This is a genomic window from uncultured Phocaeicola sp. (assembly GCF_948499155.1).
In the GTDB taxonomy this organism is placed as follows: Bacteria; Bacteroidota; Bacteroidia; order Bacteroidales; family Bacteroidaceae; genus Phocaeicola; species Phocaeicola faecalis.
The window spans coordinates 122498-140178 of the sequence record NZ_CAOOSE010000010.1; the positions used below are offsets into that span (position 1 = coordinate 122498).

Here is a 17681-nt window from a genome sequence, read left to right on the forward strand (position 1 = left end):
CACCCAACTTAAAAACATAATACCATGTTAACAGAACTCACTATCAAAGAATTTATTAATAAAGTCATCAGCAACGATCCCGTTCCCGGTGGCGGAAGCATATCCGCCCTCAATGGTGCCCTGGCGACTTCCCTTGCCGCAATGGTTGCCAACCTGACCATCGGACGAAAGAAATATGCCGAAGTAAACGAGGTTATGGAAGACCTTTCCGCCCGTTTTGAAGAATTGGCACGTCAACTCATTATCGATGTAGACCGTGACTCGGATGCATACAACCGCGTATTTGCCGCCTTCAAACTTCCCAAAGAAACAGAAGAAGAAAAAAACATCCGCAACGAAGCGATTCAAAAAGAGACCAAATATGCAGCCGAAGTACCGATGGAAGTGGCACGTACTGTCCATTCCATCCTGCCGATGATTGATGTAGTGGCACGAAAAGGAAACAGCAATGCCGTGACCGATGCTTGTGTGGCAATGATGTGTGCACGAACCGCCATACTGGGTGCTTTGCTAAATGTCCGCATCAACCTCACCTCTATCAAAGACGAGAAATTTGTGAAAGAAATGACTGAAGAAGCGGATATGATAGAAAAGACAACGATTGCCGAAGAACAAAAAATATTGGACTATGTGAAAACCGTTCTCTAAAAAAGAAGAGTATGAAAAACGTATATCAAATAGGTTCCGGCGAACTCACATTCGATATTATCGAACGCATCATCAATGAGAACCTGAAACTGGAACTGGCCCCCGAAGCTCGGGAACGCATTCAGAAGTGCAGGGACTATCTGGATAAAAAGATAGCCAATTCCGACACACCGCTTTATGGTATTACCACCGGGTTCGGCTCGCTGTGCAACCGTAATATTTCGCCTGATGAGCTGAGCACCTTACAAGAGAATCTGGTAAAAAGCCATGCTTGCAGTGTGGGCGAAGAAATGCCACACGTCATTGTAAAACTGATGTTTCTGCTCAAGGCACATGCCCTCTCGTTGGGACACAGCGGCGTACAAGTCATTACCGTGCAGCGCATTATCGACTTCTTCAACAATGACGTAATGCCCATTGTATATGACCGTGGTTCGCTGGGTGCATCCGGCGATCTTGCCCCGCTTGCCAACCTCTTCCTGCCACTTATCGGTGTGGGAGACGTATATTATAAAGGTAAGCGGTGCGAAGCCATCAGTGTGCTCGATGAATTCGGCTGGGAGCCTGTGAAACTGAAAAGCAAAGAAGGATTGGCTTTGCTGAACGGCACACAATTCATGAGCGCCAACGGTGTTTATGCCATCTTGAAAGCGTTCCGACTGAGTAAAAAAGCCGACCTCATTGCCGCTGTTTCCCTTGAAGCCTTCGACGGACGCCTCGACCCGTTCATGGATTGTATCCAACAGATGCGACCGCACCAAGGCCAGATAGAAACAGGGACAGCATTCCGCCGTATACTAGAAGGAAGTGAAATCATAACTCAGCCCAAGACACATGTGCAAGACCCCTATTCATTCCGCTGTATCCCCCAAGTACACGGTGCCACCAAGGATGCCATCCGCCATGCCGCGTCCGTTCTGCTGACCGAGATTAACTCCGTCACCGACAATCCCACCATCTTCCCCGATGAAGACCTGATTATATCGGGCGGGAATTTCCACGGACAACCTTTGGCACTCGTCTATGATTATCTCGCCATCGCTTTGGCCGAGTTGGGAAATATATCCGAGCGTCGCGTAGCCCAACTCATTATGGGACTTCGCGGACTTCCCGAATTCCTTGTTGCCAATCCCGGACTGAATTCAGGCTTTATGATTCCCCAATATGCAGCCGCTTCCATGGTCAGCCAAAATAAAATGTATTGCTACTCCGCCAGCAGTGATTCCATTGTCTCCAGCAACGGCCAAGAAGACCATGTGAGTATGGGTGCCAATGCCGCCACAAAACTATTTAAGGTGATGGACAATCTAGAGCATATCCTTGCCATCGAACTGATGAATGCAGCTCAAGGTATCGACTTCCGGCGTCCGCTCAAAAGCTCTCCATACATTGAGAAATTCCTCTCGGTTTATCGCAAGGAAGTGCCTTTCATCCGCGAAGACATTGTGATGTACAAAGAAATACATAAGACTGTGGCTTTTTTGAAACGCCACCAAGTGGATTATTAAGCTATTATTTCACTATCTTTGCAGGCAAAAAGAAGACAACGTATGAATAGCGACAATAAAGAAGAAATGTTTCCCATTGTAGATGAACAGGGAAATATTGTGGGAGCTGCCACACGAGGCGAGTGTCATGACGGCAGTAAAAAACTTCATCCAGTAGTGCACCTTCATGTGTTCAATAGTAAAGGGGAACTTTACCTGCAAAAACGACCGGAATGGAAAGATATCCAACCCGGCAAATGGGACACTTCAGTAGGCGGTCATGTCGACTTGGGCGAAAGTGTAGAAATAGCACTCCACCGTGAAGTGAAAGAAGAACTCGGAATCACCGACTTCACTCCCGAACTGCTGATTAATTATGTTTTTGAGTCTGCCCGCGAAAAAGAACTGGTATTCTCACACAAAACCATTTATGACGGCCCTATCACCCCCAGTGACGAATTAGCCGGAGGCCGTTTTTGGACATTAGACGAAATAAAAGCCAATATGGGGAAGGATATCTTTACACCAAACTTTGAGAACGAGTTCTGCAAATTAGGCTTCTGAAACATCTTTTTCATGGAAAGGGGCAAATTCTTGACTTGCATCAAGAATTTGTCCCTTTAGCGTATATTTTGGACTCATAAGCATACAACAGAAAACAAAAGCGCGTAATTTTGTGTTGTAAAACATAGAAAGAAAGGATAACAAGATTATGAAAAAGGTAAAAAGTATTGTAATGAAAGTCCTGGCTATGATGGGTGAAAACGAAGTAAGAGCTTGGGGCGTAGGCATTAAGTAATATAAATGCCGGTATTTAAATCAACTAAAAAGGATAACATTATGAAAAAGTTAAAAGAAATCATTAAGACAGGTCTTATTGATATGGGAAATGGTGCCCTACGTGCTTGGGGATACGAAATCAAGTAACCACCATACTTGATTAGAGAACTTTATTTAAAACTCAATAGAATAAAAGAGAGTAGTCCAATGGATTACTCTCTTTTTTATTTATCAGGTATCTTATTTACTGCAATCAGTTAGAAAAACGATAAGTATTTTAAGAACTTATCCTATCGCCTTTATCCACTAACAGCGGCAAAGATAATAATATTATTAATTTCTTCACTATCATTAAAGCAGAAAATATAAATTTATCTCATTTCTGTTTCTTTATCTTAATAATTTCATGCAGTTTATCCATTTGGGGGCACTTTATTCTCACACAGACAAGCATCATTACAGTATATAATAGGTAGAAATAAGACAGTCAGAAAAAAACTTTTTTCACTGTAAATACCATCTACAGGCACTTTATACAAGTAGGATAAGTTCTTAAAATACTTAGCAAATATTCCCTTATTCATTAGCCTTCCAAATCTATTATAGTATTATTAACTCTATGAAACACTTATGAAAATTAAGACTTTAACCCAAAGAGGTAAGTACACATTACTGGCAAGTGTACTTGGAATGATTTCAATTCCTTCGTCTGCCATCCCTACCGGTATGGTTGATGTTTCACTCCCAACCGTAGCACAACAGACGGCCAAAATCAAAGGAAAGGTTTTGGATGCCAAAACCGGAGAACCGGTTATCGGTGCTAATGTCGTTGTAAAAGGAACCACAAACGGCAGTATCACCAATTTCGATGGCGAATACGAACTGACAGCACCGATTGGTTCTACTCTCAGTATCTCTTTTATTGGTTATAAATCAATAGAGGTAAAAGCCACCGGCGGTTTGCAAACAATCAAATTAGATGAAGACTCTGAAGCACTGGACGAAGTCATAGTAGTAGGCTACACGACTCAGCGTAAAGAAAGTTTAACCGGATCTATGAATAACATCAAAAGTGAAAAGTTGAAGGACATAACCACGCCATCGGTAGAAAATTTATTAAATGGTAAAGTTCCGGGAGTATATGTAGCCCCGGGGTCTGGTCAACCCGGTTCCAGTGGTGCAGTTGTTATCCGCGGACAAGCCACACTTAACGGTACAACTTCTCCACTGTGGGTTATCGACGGGGTTATAGTAGGCTCGGATGCCGGACAACTAAATCCTGCGGATATTGAAAGCATGACTATTTTAAAAGATGCTGCCTCTACCGCCATTTACGGTTCGCAAGGTGCAAATGGTGTTATTGTGGTTACAACCAAAAGCGGACGAGCTGAAAAAATGACTATCGAAGCATCTGTAAAACTAGGTATCAGCTCACTAAACAATGGAAACTTGGAAGTGATGAATGGCGCAGAACTTTATGACTACTATACCTCCTTCCAAAATGCCAATGAAATTTCTTTTCCACGATGGAACAAGGATTTGCGCGACAGCAATTTCAGTTGGTGGGATTTAGCTACCCAAAACGGACTCACACAGGAGTACAATGTATCTTTACGCGGAGGTAACGAAAAAATGCAATCTTATCTATCTGTAGGATATTATGATGAAGAAGGTGCCGTGAAAGGATATGATTACAGTCGGTATAACTTCCGCTTGAAGACTACATACAAGCCATTTGACTGGTTGACAATCAAACCCGCGCTCAGCGGTTCACTTCGGAATATTGATGACCGCCAATACTCTGTCACAGCTATGTATTCTATGCTCCCATGGGATAGTCCCTATGACAAAGACGGCAACTTGGTTCCTCACCGCTACAGTGGTTGGGTAAACACTCAGCAGACCAACTACCTATACGATTTACAATGGAACCATTCAGAATCCAAATATTACGAATTCATGGGAAGTTTAGATTTTGACATTAAAATAACAGACTGGCTGACCTTCTCATCTGTCAACAACTACAAATACATCAATTCTACTTCTCACGGTTACAGTGATCCGCGCTCAAGCAGTGGCGAAAATGTAAACGGACGTCTCACAGAATGGAGAGCAGAAGTGACCCGCCGTTATACCAACCAAAAATTATTAATAAACAAAGACTTTGGCAAGCACTCTATCAGCGGATTGATAGCTTACGAATTTAATGATTATTATTATAAGAATCTAGATGTCTATGGTACCGGATTTGTACCCGGATTCGAAGTCCTGGATGTAGTATCCAAACCCGAACGTACGAAAGGCGGTATCAGCGAATGGGCTACTCAGTCTTATTTCACCCAATGGAAATATGTATATGATGGTAAGTATATTGCCGAAGCCTCTATCCGCCGGGACGGTGCATCCAACTTAGGTACGAACGCCAAATACGGCAATCTTCTGTCCGGTAGTGTAGGATGGATTATCAGCCGTGAAGACTGGTTTGATATAGATTGGATTAATAACCTTAAAATACGTGGAGGTTATGGTACTGTAGGTAATCGTCCCTCTTCACTTTACCCACAATACGACCTGTATTCAGTTTCTTCCAGCTATAATGAAAGTTCCGGTGCATTGATCAGTGTCATCGGTAACAAAGACTTGACATGGGAAAAAACCTATACCACAAGTATCGGACTTGACGCTGCATTGTTCAATAACCGTCTGCGCTTTACTTTTGATTTCTATTCAAAAGATACAGATAATATTCTTTATAACGTACCCGTTACAGGACTTACCGGTGTGACTAGTGTTTATAGAAATATCGGTAAAATGAAAAACACCGGATATGAAATCTCACTGGGTGGTGATATCATCAGTACAAAAGACTGGTTCTGGAACGTAGAATTAAATATTGGTCACAACAGTAATAAATTGAAAGACCTCTATAAACAAAAAGATACAGACGGAAACTATGTAGTAAAACCCGTTATCATCAGTGATGGAAGCAGTATTGCCGGTACAGCGCAGCGCATCCTCGAAATCGGTTATCCGGTAGATACTTATTATTTAAAGGAGTGGGCAGGTGTAAATCCAGAAAACGGTGCTCCAATGTGGTACAAAGACACTAAAGACAGCGAAGGCAATGTCACAGGAAGAGAAACAACCTCTAACTACGCAGAGGCAGGATATTATAAGTGCGGTTCAGCAGCTCCCGATTTGTTCGGAGGTTTCTCTACAACTTTAACATGGAAAGGCTTTGACTTAAATGCCGTATTCGGTTACTCTATCGGTGGAAAGATTTACAACTATTCACGTCAGGAGTATGACTCCGACGGTACTTATACCGACCGCAACCAAATGAAACTGAAAGACGGTTGGAACCGTTGGGAAAAACCGGGAGATATCGCCACTCACCCCGTTGCAAAATATAATAATCAGGATAAAGGCAACTCTGCATCTTCCCGCTATTTGGAAAACAGTGATTATCTGAAACTACGCTCTCTGACCCTGGGCTACAACTTTAAGTTACCGCAATGGGGCATCCAGAACTTACGCGTATTCATGAACGCAGAAAACCTGTTTACCATTACAGATTATTCAGGCGTAGACCCTGAAATTCCGGCTAGTAACGGTTCTGTGATGGGTACTGCCGGTCCTGCCGTTTATCCGTCTGTACGTAAATTTATGTTCGGTTTAAATCTTACCTTTTAATCAGTAGAAACAATATGAAAAAGATATTGACCTTATTATTGGCAGCGGCATCATTGACCGCTTGCGACATAGACCGTTTACCATATAGTTCTATGGCTGCAGAACAAATCACAAACGATCCTTCCGCATCGTTGGAATCTCTAATGAACGGTATGTATGCTCAGCTAAAGACATGGTCGGACCCCATGCACCGTTGTGGTGAGTATGCCGGCGACAATATGATGATTCGCGGTTCATCAACAGATGCCTTCTATGAATTCATCTCTTTCTCCCGCACTCCGGTAAACTATCGTTTACAGAACTTCTGGGATTATGGTTACAAGGCTGTTGCCCAGGCCTCAAATATCATCAAAATGATAGAAGAAGGGCAGAGTGCCGAGATAGACAACCAATTAGGAGAGTGTTATTATGTACGTGGTATGATGTATTTTTACTTATGCCGTGCTTATGGACGTCCTTACTATCAGGCTCCTGATAAGAACTTAGGCGTACCTATTGTTAATGGTACTCCCGATGATATTATGGGAGACCTGCTACTACCCGACCGTTCTACTGTAAAAGAAACCTATGAACAGGCCATCAGTGACTTGAAAAAGGCAGAAGAAATGATGACTATCAACAAAGGTGCTGCTTATGCCTCAAAAGAAGCAGCTCAGGCAATGCTCTCACGCGTATATCTGTATATGAGTGGAACGTATGAAAATCCCAATCGGGAATATGCCCAGTTAGCTGTTGACTATGCGGACAAAGTAATCAATTCGGGCACCTACTCATTATTGCCGCGCGAAGAGTTCATGAAATATAACACGCTTACTCCCGAGAACAACGACGAATCCATCTTTGTGGTAAAACGTGTTGCTTCTGAATTCTCCGGTTATGACCACTACTATGGCATTGGCGGTATGTATGCCAATATCGGCGGTATGGGTTGGGGAGAAATGTATGCCAGTGCCAAATATATTGATTTGTTGAATGAGACAGGACGGAATGACTGGCGTCCGGATCATTATAAAATCGTAGACGCACGTGCTGCATTTATCGAACCGACATACACTGATAATCATAAAGAAGTATTCCGTTTTATCAAACAAGATTCAGAAACGGTTTTAAATTACGAACAGTTGACTGTAACACAAAAGGGAGCGACAGTGGTTTGCCAAAAGACCAAAGAAGTATACGGAAAAGATGTTCCGGACGGTCCGGAATACACACTGACTCCTGTAGATGCCGAACAGGATATTTATTCTATCACTTACCAAGACGGCAAGACTTATATAGGTATGCTGGACTATTACATCTCTCTCAACCGTGTATATCCACAATTCTATATCACCAAATGTTCTCGCGAAGGAGAAGATTCGCATTTACATTCACCGATTATCAGTCGTTTGGGTGAAATATATCTGAATCGTGCAGAAGCCTATGCTAAATTAGGCAATTATTCGGCCGCTTTAGCCGACCTTAATACCATTCGCGAACGCTCTATCATCGGTGGTGGATACGCTTCATTGAACGCAACAAACGCCAGCGAAAGAATTGACAAAGAACGCCAATTGGAATTAGCCTATCAAGCAGAACGCAGCTATGACGTGTTCCGCAACGGTAAGCCTTTGACACGTCGCTATCCGGGACCTCACAAACAATTTGAAGACATTCCCGCATCAGACTATCGTGTTGTTTATTACATTCCACAGAATGCAATAAATGCTTATCCGGGCACTTTGACTCAAAACCCGACTAATAGTAGCGGAGTTATCCTGAATTAAGGCTCTCTTTTCAATAACATATTAGTTTTTTATGAGATGGTTCGTAAGTGACAGCACTTAAAGAACCATCTCTTTTTATGAACAAACCTATTCAGGGAAACAAAAACATTTCATTCATAAGACATCCGGCAGCATTTACTTCTTTTTTATTCGTCCGTTCCGGAGATTTTCTATAATTTTGCATCAAACAACTATTAATCCAATAAAACTTTATCAGAAAAAACCATGATTAAAAAACTATCTACCTTGGTAGCCGGTTTAGCATTGATATGTCTGGCCGGATGCACTTTACCTCAAAAGGAAGTTGCACAAAACAATTCATTTGCCCCTATTGAAGTAGCAGTACCCGAACGATCCGCAGGACAGCAAGATGTAATCCAACTGACCACTCCTAAGCTCGACACTGTTCGTGTCGGATTTATCGGACTTGGAATGAGAGGTCCCGGAGCTGTGGAACGCTGGACACATATCCCCGGAACAAAAATTGTCGCACTCTGCGATTTACTCCCCGAAAATGCAGAAAAAGCACAAAAAATCGTAACCAATGCAGGAATGGAAGCACCGGTGCTCTACTCTGGTTCGGAAGATGCATGGAAACAACTGTGCGAACGTGATGATATCGACCTTGTTTATATTGCCACCGACTGGAAGCATCATGCCGAAATGGGTATTTACGCTATGGAACACGGCAAGCATGCCGCCATTGAAGTTCCCTCTGCTATGACACTGGATGAAATCTGGGCGTTAATCAATACTTCGGAAAAGACCCGCAAGCACTGTATGCAGTTGGAAAACTGTGTATACGACTTCTTCGAACTGACAACATTGAACATGGCTCAACAGGGATTGTTCGGTGAAGTGCTGCACGTAGAAGGTTCTTATATCCACAACCTTGAAGAATTCTGGCCCTACTATTGGAACAACTGGCGTTTGGACTACAATAACGAAAACCGTGGAGACGTTTATGCCACTCACGGCCTTGGCCCGGCCTGCCAATTGCTGAATATTCACCGTGGCGACCGCATGAAGACTTTGGTAGCGATGGATACCAAGGCTGCAACTGGTCCTGACCTGGGTAAGAGATATGGCTTGGCAAACGATTCTATCGAGTTCCAGAACGGTGACCATACCATGACTTTCATCCGCACTGAGAACGGCAAAACTATTCTTATCCAGCACGATGTGGTGAATCCTCGTCCTTACAGCCGTATGTATCAGCTGACAGGTACAGATGGTTTCGCCAACAAATACCCTATCGAAGAATATTGCTTGCGCCCCGACCAGGTTGACGCTAAAGAAGTGCCTAACCACGAAAACCTGAATATGCACGCTGCTGTTCCCGAAAACGTGAAAGAAGCCTTGATGCAGAAATACAAACACCCGATTCACCAGGAACTGGAAGAAACTGCCAAGAAGGTAGGTGGTCACGGTGGTATGGACTACATCATGGACTATCGTCTGGTTTACTGTCTGCGCAACGGTTTGCCTTTGGATATGGATGTATACGACTTGGCTGAATGGTGCTGTATGGCAGACCTTACCCGCCTTTCTATCGAAAACGGTAATGCTCCGGTAGCTGTACCCGACTTCACCCGCGGTAGCTGGAACAAGGTGAAAGGTTATCACCACGCATTTACCAAATAAAAACGGCACGCTTTAAAACAACAATAACTTATGATTGGGGCAATCAGTGTATATTGGCAGCTCCAGTCATAAGTTATTTTTTTACGCCCTTATAAAACAAAAGAAGCAAGTTCAAACCCTGTCAAACGGAAATCTTACGACAAAAGAGAAACATTTCCGAATAAACAGTTCTCTTCTACAAAAATTATACTATTTTTGCTAGAATAAAATAAGACCATGTTCAAAGGTTACCCAAAGTGTAGATATACAACCATTTTTATCATTTTTTCAATTGCTTTTATATGTGGGCTAAATTACAAAAAATGGTATGCCACTAATCATTTAGCGACAAAACGTGTCTTCCTTGCATACTCCCTCGCCAAAGACGAAATAGGTAACGGGAATCTCGAAAAACACCTCTTGCAGGAATTCAGAAGACAGGGGGTTGAAGCTATATTCGATCGCTTCTATTTAGATTGTACCAAATTAAATGAGCAAGAAGAAATAGAACATTGCCAAAACTATCTCGAATTAGTTAAGAGTAAATCCACAGACCTCATCCTCACCATAGGAGACCAAGCTACATATTCCATCTTATCCACCCGCCACCAACTGTTGGGTTCTGTTCCCATATTGGCATGTAATGTACATTTTCCAAATGAAAAACTGATAGAAGAATATAATGAAAAGAAAGTTTATGTCCTCAGCGATATCCCCGACCTGCAGCGCAACATAGAATTTATAAAGACACTGCATCTCCACACCAACATGGACATTATCTATAATATAGATTTTAGTTATCTGGGACATAAATCTTTTGATATGCTCACCCGTACTGTAGACAGAAAGAGTGTAAGAATGTTGGGATATGCTAAAGGATTTGCCCAAGAGGATGAATACAACAGACTGACGGAAATGATTAAATACTTTAATCTGATGCCCGGCATGACCAATGAAAATCCGAATAAAAATCAATTGTCCGTCAGCCTCTGCCCTTTCCGATATATAAAAGGGTCTTCTTTGCTCATTATGTTGGAACGTTCCAGACGAGATCAGGAAGACCAAGTATTCTTATTGGACAAATTTGACATGATGTCCATCCCAATTACCAACGCATTGAATATTCCCTCATTCAGTTGCATCCGTGAAGGGTTTAACGAAAATGCCAAGATTGTGGGCGGATACATGGCAACAGAAGAGATTTCAGCCAAAGCAGCAGCCGACTTAGCCTTCCGACTGATGAAAAATGAAAAGATAGGCATGCCTAAAATAAGGGCTTTGGACAAAGAATATATATTAGATTGGACTTATCTCTCCGAACACGCCAAACACATACATCAGATTCCCGCCCATATACGCATCATCAATTATCCCTTTTATGACCGTTACCACAAGGAACTTTATATACTGGGAGCATTGTTCGTTATTGCCTTTATCTTGATTTCCGTCAGTCTGCTACGGGCCCACCGCCGTTCTTTGAAAGAGCGTACCAACCTCCGGATTCTGGAAGAGGCTCAGAAACGGTTAAGCCTTTCTGTCAACGGAGGTCATATTTCGCTTTGGAATGTTCAGGACGACATCATCGAGTTCGATGCTAATTATACGAACCCGTCAGGACTGAAACAACAGAAATTTACAAGAGATGAAATCAGGAAGTATACCCATCCGGACGACGCTCCATTATTGAAAACTTTTTATGAAACCATGCACCAATCACCCGGCATGCAAATGCAGCGGATACGGTTTTCTTTCGGCAACGAAGAAGGAAACTACCAATGGTATGAGCTGAGGTGCAGCAGTATGAAAGACACCCGGGGCAAAATGATGATGGCGGGAGTCATTCAAAACATCCAAGCACAGGTGGAGCGTGAAGAACAACTCATACTGGCAAAACAAATTGCCGAGAATGCTGAGTTGAAACAATCATTCCTCAACAATATGAGCCATGAAATCCGTACTCCTCTGAATGCTATTGTGGGATTCACCAATATATTGGTAGGTGAAGGTTCAGACAAAATAGACCCGGAAGAAAAAGCAATGATGCTTAATCTGGTCAATCACAACAATGACTTGCTTTTAAAATTAGTCAATGATGTATTGGAAATATCCCGCCTTGATTCCGGAGGACTGACCTTCGAAATGGAAGAATGTGACTTGAAAGATATTGTAAAGGAGATTTTTATGACCTACGAAGGGCTAATCCAACCGACACTGCAGTTTCACCTTGAAATGGACGAAAGTATTCCGTTACCTGTACATATCGACCGGTTCCGTTTTACTCAGGTTATCTCCAATCTGCTGAACAACGCCAACAAATTTACCAAAGAAGGAAGAATCACACTGGGATGCAAGTTTGACAAAGAACATAACAAGGTATGTATCTACGTACAAGACACCGGAAAAGGCATTGACGAACAAGAACTTATCATGATTTTCGACCGTTTCTATAAGACCAATGAATTTGAACAAGGTAGTGGTTTGGGACTTTCCATCTGTAAAGTGATTATTGAACGGCTGGGCGGGCGTATAGAGGTACAGTCGGAAGTGGGAAAAGGAAGTTGTTTTACAGTGATTTTATCCTTGGCAAAAACAAATAAAAGTGATGGAAAGGAATAACAAATAATGGAAAATACACTGAGGCCTTGGCAGAGGTGGCTATTGTTCTGTGCAGCTATGGCACTCGTTTTTGTATCGGGTGTTGCGATATCCACTTTGTTGGAACATCAAACGGAAACAACAAATACAGTTACCGGTAAGAAGAAAATAAAGATAACCGGCATAGAAGCCCGCAGTTCTGTTTTCTCCGAAAATTACCCGCGCGAGTATCAGACCTGGGCAGATACACTCACCGTAGGATACCAAGGCAACTGCACAGAAGGAACAGCCGTCGATGTTTTGGCACAACGCCCCGAACTGGTTATACTATGGGCTGGTTATGCTTTTTCCAAAGACTACCGCACCCCGCAAGGACACATGTTTGCACTAAACGATATCACCCATTCGCTCCGCACCGGCGCACCTATGAGTGACACCGAAGGACCTCAACCTGCATCCTGCTGGGTATGCAAAAGCCCGGACGCCCCCCCAATTGATGGAGAGCATCGGGGTGGATTCTTTCTACCATAACAAATGGGCAGCACTGGGTAGCGAAATAGTAAATCCCATCGGATGTGCAGACTGCCACGAACCGGAAAACATGAATCTGCACATCAGCCGTCCCGCCCTTATCGAAGCATTCAGCCGCCAGGGAAAAGATATAACAAAAGTATCTCCTCAGGAAATGCGTTCATTGGTATGCGCTCAATGTCATTCTGAATACTACTTCAAGGGGAACGACAAGTACGTAACTTTCCCCTGGGATAAAGGCTTTACGATGGAAGACATCGAGAAGTACTATGATGAAACGGATTTCACTGATTATATTCATACCCTGAGTCGTGCCCGCATTATAAAAGCACAGCACCCCGACTATGAAATTTTTCAAATGGGTATTCATGGCCAGCGCGGTGTATCCTGTGCCGACTGCCACATGCCCTATAATAATGAAGGAGGCATAAAGTATAGCGACCACCACATCCAGAATCCATTGACTGTGGCGCAACGCACTTGCCTCACCTGTCACCGTGGAAATCAAGAAACACTTTGCAATAATGTGTACGAACGCCAACAAAAAGCAAATGAACTGCGCATACTCTTGGAAAAAGAACTGGCAAAAGCACACATCGAGGCAAAGTTTGCATGGCAACAGGGAGCCACTGACGAGGAAATGAAAAAAGCTTTGCAGTTTATCCGCCAGGCACAATGGAGATGGGATTTCGGAGTATCTTCACATGGCGCTTCTTTCCATGCGCCGCAAGAAACGATGCGTATACTGGGACACGGACTGGATAAAGCATATCAGGCACGAATGGCCATTGCCAAAGTGCTGACAAGGCACGGATATACAGAAGAGGTAGCATTACCAGACCTCTCTACCAAAGAAAAGGCACAGCAATACATCGGCCTGAATATCCCGGCAGAGAAAGCCGCCAAAGAAAAGTTCTTGGAAAAGGTCGTTCCACAATGGCTGAAGAAAGCCAGGGAAAACGGCCGCATCACTCCACATTCACTTTAGTCAGCTTCCCTGTCACCGAATCAATGATGAATCCATAGACCTTGATATCAGAAGGTATCAACGGATGATTGACAATGGCATGCACAGTGCCGCGCACGGATTTCTCCGTATCTTCAAATCCGTCCAGCCATGTCGCAAAGTCCACACCGCAATAGTGAATCATATCGATTGTTTCCTGCTTGATACCGCGCGCCTTCATGTGCTCTATCATTTCAGTGCTGTTCATGTGGCAAGCACCACAATCGGAATGGGCTATGACCATGACTTCTTTTACACCCAACTCATATATAGCCACCATCAGACTGCGAATTACACTCCCGAAAGGATGCGAGATGACACCTCCTGCATTTTTTATCATTTTCACATCACCATTCTTGATGCCCAAAGCGGCCGGCAACAACTCGGTCAGTCGGGTATCCATGCATGAAAGAATAGCGATTTTCTTATCGGGATATTTATTGGTAATATATTTTTCATACCCCTTGTTTGCTACAAATTGTTTGTTGAATTCTAGAATTTCATCTAACATGGTTCTGCGTTTTTTATGTCTCTCGCAAACATACGAAAAAAACAAATGAAGCGGTACATTCCCGCTTAAGAATTTTAATGGACGCCCGACTTTTTACATGCGGACCATCCCCCCTGCCCTCTTGAACGGGGTTGTGTCAAAACGTGGATAATGCTGTCGTTTAGTTCGTAGGGGCGAGGTTCGCTCGCCCGAAAACAGTTTACTTTGTGCCTTCGGGCAGGCAAACCCTGCCCCTACAGCTGACGATTGGATAGACTGGTTTAGTTTTGACACACTCCCAATCCGAAAATCCTGTGGGTGATAAGCGTGAACTATGGGTTACAATACCGGTACCCAATCAAGCGGTCATCTGATATACTTCATTTATAATGCCTTAAAAGAATCTGTATTCTTACATTGTCATATTGGAATCTTCTCAAAATATGATGCCCACACACTTTTTGACTTGACCTGGTATATCGGTATACGTTGCGCGAACTCACAGCCCAACGTTCCCCGAGTTCTTCCAAAATATTACGGTCTGTATCAGCACACATCATCAGGCGAAGCTGACGCTCAAACCTATGTAGTTCCACACAATCGAATGAGCCGCTACTCTTTTTTCTTCTTGCCCAACCCTGCACGGATGCGGCTCAATGACTGCGGGGTAATCCACAAATAAGAAGCAATATGCTTCAACGGAACATATTGCAAAAGCTCAGGGTTTTCTTCCAGCAAAGTAAGATAACGCTCTTTGGCACGAGGACTTCCTCCGCTGATAATCCAATTCTCCAAACCGAGAAACTGTTGTTCGAAAAGCCGTCGTCCGAAGTTGGCCAATTCTGCTGATGAAGCATAAAAAGACTCCAGTTTTGCCTTAGAAATACCATAAAGTTCACTGTCACACATGGCCTCTATGGAGACCAATGAAAGAGTATTTTCTATGTAGCCCCAAGACGAAAAAATAGCCTCTCCTTCAGAAGCAAACCAAACGGAGACATCCACCCCGTCATTCAGGTAATGTCCCCGCCAGATTCCCTTGCTTATAATATAGAAGTTCGAATTCCGTTCACCCTCCTGCACCAGAAAATCTCCTTTGCGGAAGTGGAGCTTTTCCATTTTCGCCAATAACTGCAAACTCGCTGTTATCGGCAAACTGTACTTCTCGCAAAACTTCTGAACAAACGCATCCATACTTTCCACTTGATTTAGTACCGCAAAGGTAAGAAATCATCCGTGAACCAACCGACGTTTGCGCCAATAAATTGTGGTTATCACTAAGAAAGTAAGTACTTCAGCCAACGGAACAGCCAGCCAGATACCGGGTACTTTAAGCAGCAACGGCAATCCGAAAAGGCAGATAACCATGAATACGAATCCGCGCAACACCGTAACCGCCATTGCCGGGCGCGCACGCTCCACACTCTGAAAATAACCAATCGATACAATATTCACAGCAAAGAAGACAAACCCCGAAGCAAACAAAGGCAATCCTGCCACTGCAATATCGTATGCCGGATAAGAACGGTCGATGAACATGGCCACTATCTGATGATTGAATATCGCTGTAAGCGTGAAGAACACCAGCCCGCAAATCACAGCAGTCATCAATGCCAGACGAAAAGCCGAACGCACACGTGCTTCATCACCGGCTCCGAAATTATAGCTCAGGATGGGTTGCACCGACTGTCCAATGGCATTATACACCATAAATATAATAGGGAAAAAATAGCAGGCAATGCTGAAAGCCGCCACCCCGTCTTCTCCCAAATAAGAGATAAACACATAGTTACCGGCAAACATCATACAGGCTATTGCCCCCTCACACAAAAACGTTGATGCTCCCAAACGGCACATATATTTCACATTACGCCAAGTGAGCTGCATGCTCTTCTTGCTGAACTTCACACGGCAGAAACGGATTACATTTTTCTTACGGCTCAAATATATGATTATCATGGCAGCCCCAATCACATAACCCAAGCTGGTGGCAAGTGCCGCACCCCTCATTCCCCAACCGAAAATGAAGATGAACACATAATCGAGCACAATATTAATCACTGCCGGAATAGCATTGCACAACATGGCATAGTTAGGAGAACCATCCAATCGCACAAAAAACATCCCCGAACTGAGCAGTGCACTGAACACTAAAAACGGAAGGAACCAATACATATACTCTACCGCCAAAGGCAACAATCGTTCCGAACTTCCCAACAATCGTGCCACTTGAGGTGCAAACATACACACCGCCCCCCATAGCAATGCCAGGAACAAAGAAGAAACCACCACCGCCTGTGTCACATTAATCCGCGCCGACTTCTGTTTACCCTGCGACAAATGAATGGAGGCAACCACGGACGCCCCCACTCCAAACATCAGCCCGATGCCCGTACTTATCAAAAACAGTGGAGCCGTAATATTTACCGCAGCCAATGCATCACTACCAATTCCCTTACCTACAAATATTCCGTCTGTTATGACAAACACAGCCGAAAAGACCATCCCCAGCACAGTAGGTATCAGTAACTTCCGAAACAATTTCGGAATTTCCATACTACCAAAATCAATACTATCTTTCATACCTATATCAATTTATTTTTCCGGTTGCAAAGATAAGGCCTTATTTTAGGGTAAAAATTACCATTTGGTAATTTCAGTCACTTTTTCATTAGCCAGACTAAGCGTTTTCGTCCTTTCGATTATGCCTGTCTGTCAGTCGGATTACTACAGTCTTCGGCAGTGGACTGTACAGTCTGCTACAGTGGACCGTACAGTCTGCTACGGTGGACTGTACAGTCTGTTGCCGGAGACTGTAATATTCTTCCGTTTAAAAAGCCTTAGCCGACCCTAAGAAACGGCTTACTCTTCCCTTTGTAGGTGATATGATATAAGGAGATAAAACAAGGATTTAAATTCCCAAGAAAACAATGTGTCCCACTTTTTACAACGAAAAGTTTGTGAGTTAAAAAGAAATCACTACCTTTGCACCCGCAAAACAAAAGAATTGCCTCTTTAGCTCAGTTGGCCAGAGCACGTGATTTGTAATCTCGGGGTCGTTG

General features: G+C 43.4%; 10 protein-coding genes and 1 pseudogene. 8 read left to right on the forward strand and 3 right to left on the reverse strand.

Features of this window, described 5'->3' with window-relative positions; all coding sequences use genetic code 11:
- The first annotated feature begins 24 nt into the window (after positions 1-24).
- The 8 genes and pseudogenes from QYT14_RS09670 (at position 25) to nrfA (ending at position 14111) form a co-directional block, all read left to right on the forward strand.
- The gene (locus QYT14_RS09670) at positions 25-648 is read left to right on the forward strand and encodes a cyclodeaminase/cyclohydrolase family protein (RefSeq protein ID WP_288324638.1); all 624 of its coding nucleotides are present in this window, start codon (positions 25-27) and stop codon (positions 646-648) included.
- Positions 649-659: 11 nt separating this feature from the next.
- Positions 660-2156 (forward strand): histidine ammonia-lyase, encoded by a 1497-nt coding sequence (gene hutH, locus QYT14_RS09675; RefSeq protein WP_288324637.1) that lies wholly within the window; start codon positions 660-662, stop codon positions 2154-2156.
- A gap of 42 nt (positions 2157-2198) precedes the next feature.
- Positions 2199-2699, forward strand: coding sequence for an NUDIX domain-containing protein (locus tag QYT14_RS09680; RefSeq protein ID WP_237039163.1), 501 nt, complete (start codon positions 2199-2201; stop codon positions 2697-2699).
- Between the two features lie 906 nt (positions 2700-3605).
- The gene (locus QYT14_RS09685; protein ID WP_288324704.1) at positions 3606-6608 is read left to right on the forward strand and encodes a TonB-dependent receptor; all 3003 of its coding nucleotides are present in this window, start codon (positions 3606-3608) and stop codon (positions 6606-6608) included.
- Between the two features lie 14 nt (positions 6609-6622).
- Positions 6623-8374, forward strand: a complete 1752-nt coding sequence (locus QYT14_RS09690) for a RagB/SusD family nutrient uptake outer membrane protein (RefSeq protein WP_288324636.1) — start codon at positions 6623-6625, stop codon at positions 8372-8374.
- Positions 8375-8599: 225 nt separating this feature from the next.
- Positions 8600-10018, forward strand: coding sequence for a Gfo/Idh/MocA family oxidoreductase (locus tag QYT14_RS09695; protein ID WP_289307621.1), 1419 nt, complete (start codon positions 8600-8602; stop codon positions 10016-10018).
- Positions 10019-10234: 216 nt separating this feature from the next.
- The gene (locus QYT14_RS09700) at positions 10235-12613 is read left to right on the forward strand and encodes a HAMP domain-containing sensor histidine kinase (protein ID WP_288324633.1); all 2379 of its coding nucleotides are present in this window, start codon (positions 10235-10237) and stop codon (positions 12611-12613) included.
- 6 nt (positions 12614-12619) lie between these two features.
- Positions 12620-14111 (forward strand): annotated as a pseudogene (gene nrfA, locus QYT14_RS09705) (ammonia-forming cytochrome c nitrite reductase).
- Here nrfA and QYT14_RS09710 read toward each other — a convergent pair.
- From QYT14_RS09710 to QYT14_RS09720, 3 genes are all read right to left on the reverse strand, one after another.
- The gene (locus QYT14_RS09710) at positions 14092-14640 is read right to left on the reverse strand and encodes a carbonic anhydrase (protein ID WP_288324632.1); all 549 of its coding nucleotides are present in this window, start codon (positions 14638-14640) and stop codon (positions 14092-14094) included. The pseudogene nrfA and the gene QYT14_RS09710 overlap by 20 nt on opposite strands.
- Before the next feature lie 591 nt (positions 14641-15231).
- Positions 15232-15813 carry a Crp/Fnr family transcriptional regulator gene (locus tag QYT14_RS09715; RefSeq protein ID WP_288324631.1) on the reverse strand — a complete coding sequence of 194 codons (582 nt, stop codon included), beginning with the start codon at positions 15811-15813 and terminating at the stop codon, positions 15232-15234.
- A 36-nt stretch (positions 15814-15849) separates the two neighbouring features.
- Positions 15850-17202, reverse strand: a complete 1353-nt coding sequence (locus QYT14_RS09720; protein ID WP_288324630.1) for an MATE family efflux transporter — start codon at positions 17200-17202, stop codon at positions 15850-15852.
- Between the last annotated feature and the right edge of the window lie 479 nt (positions 17203-17681).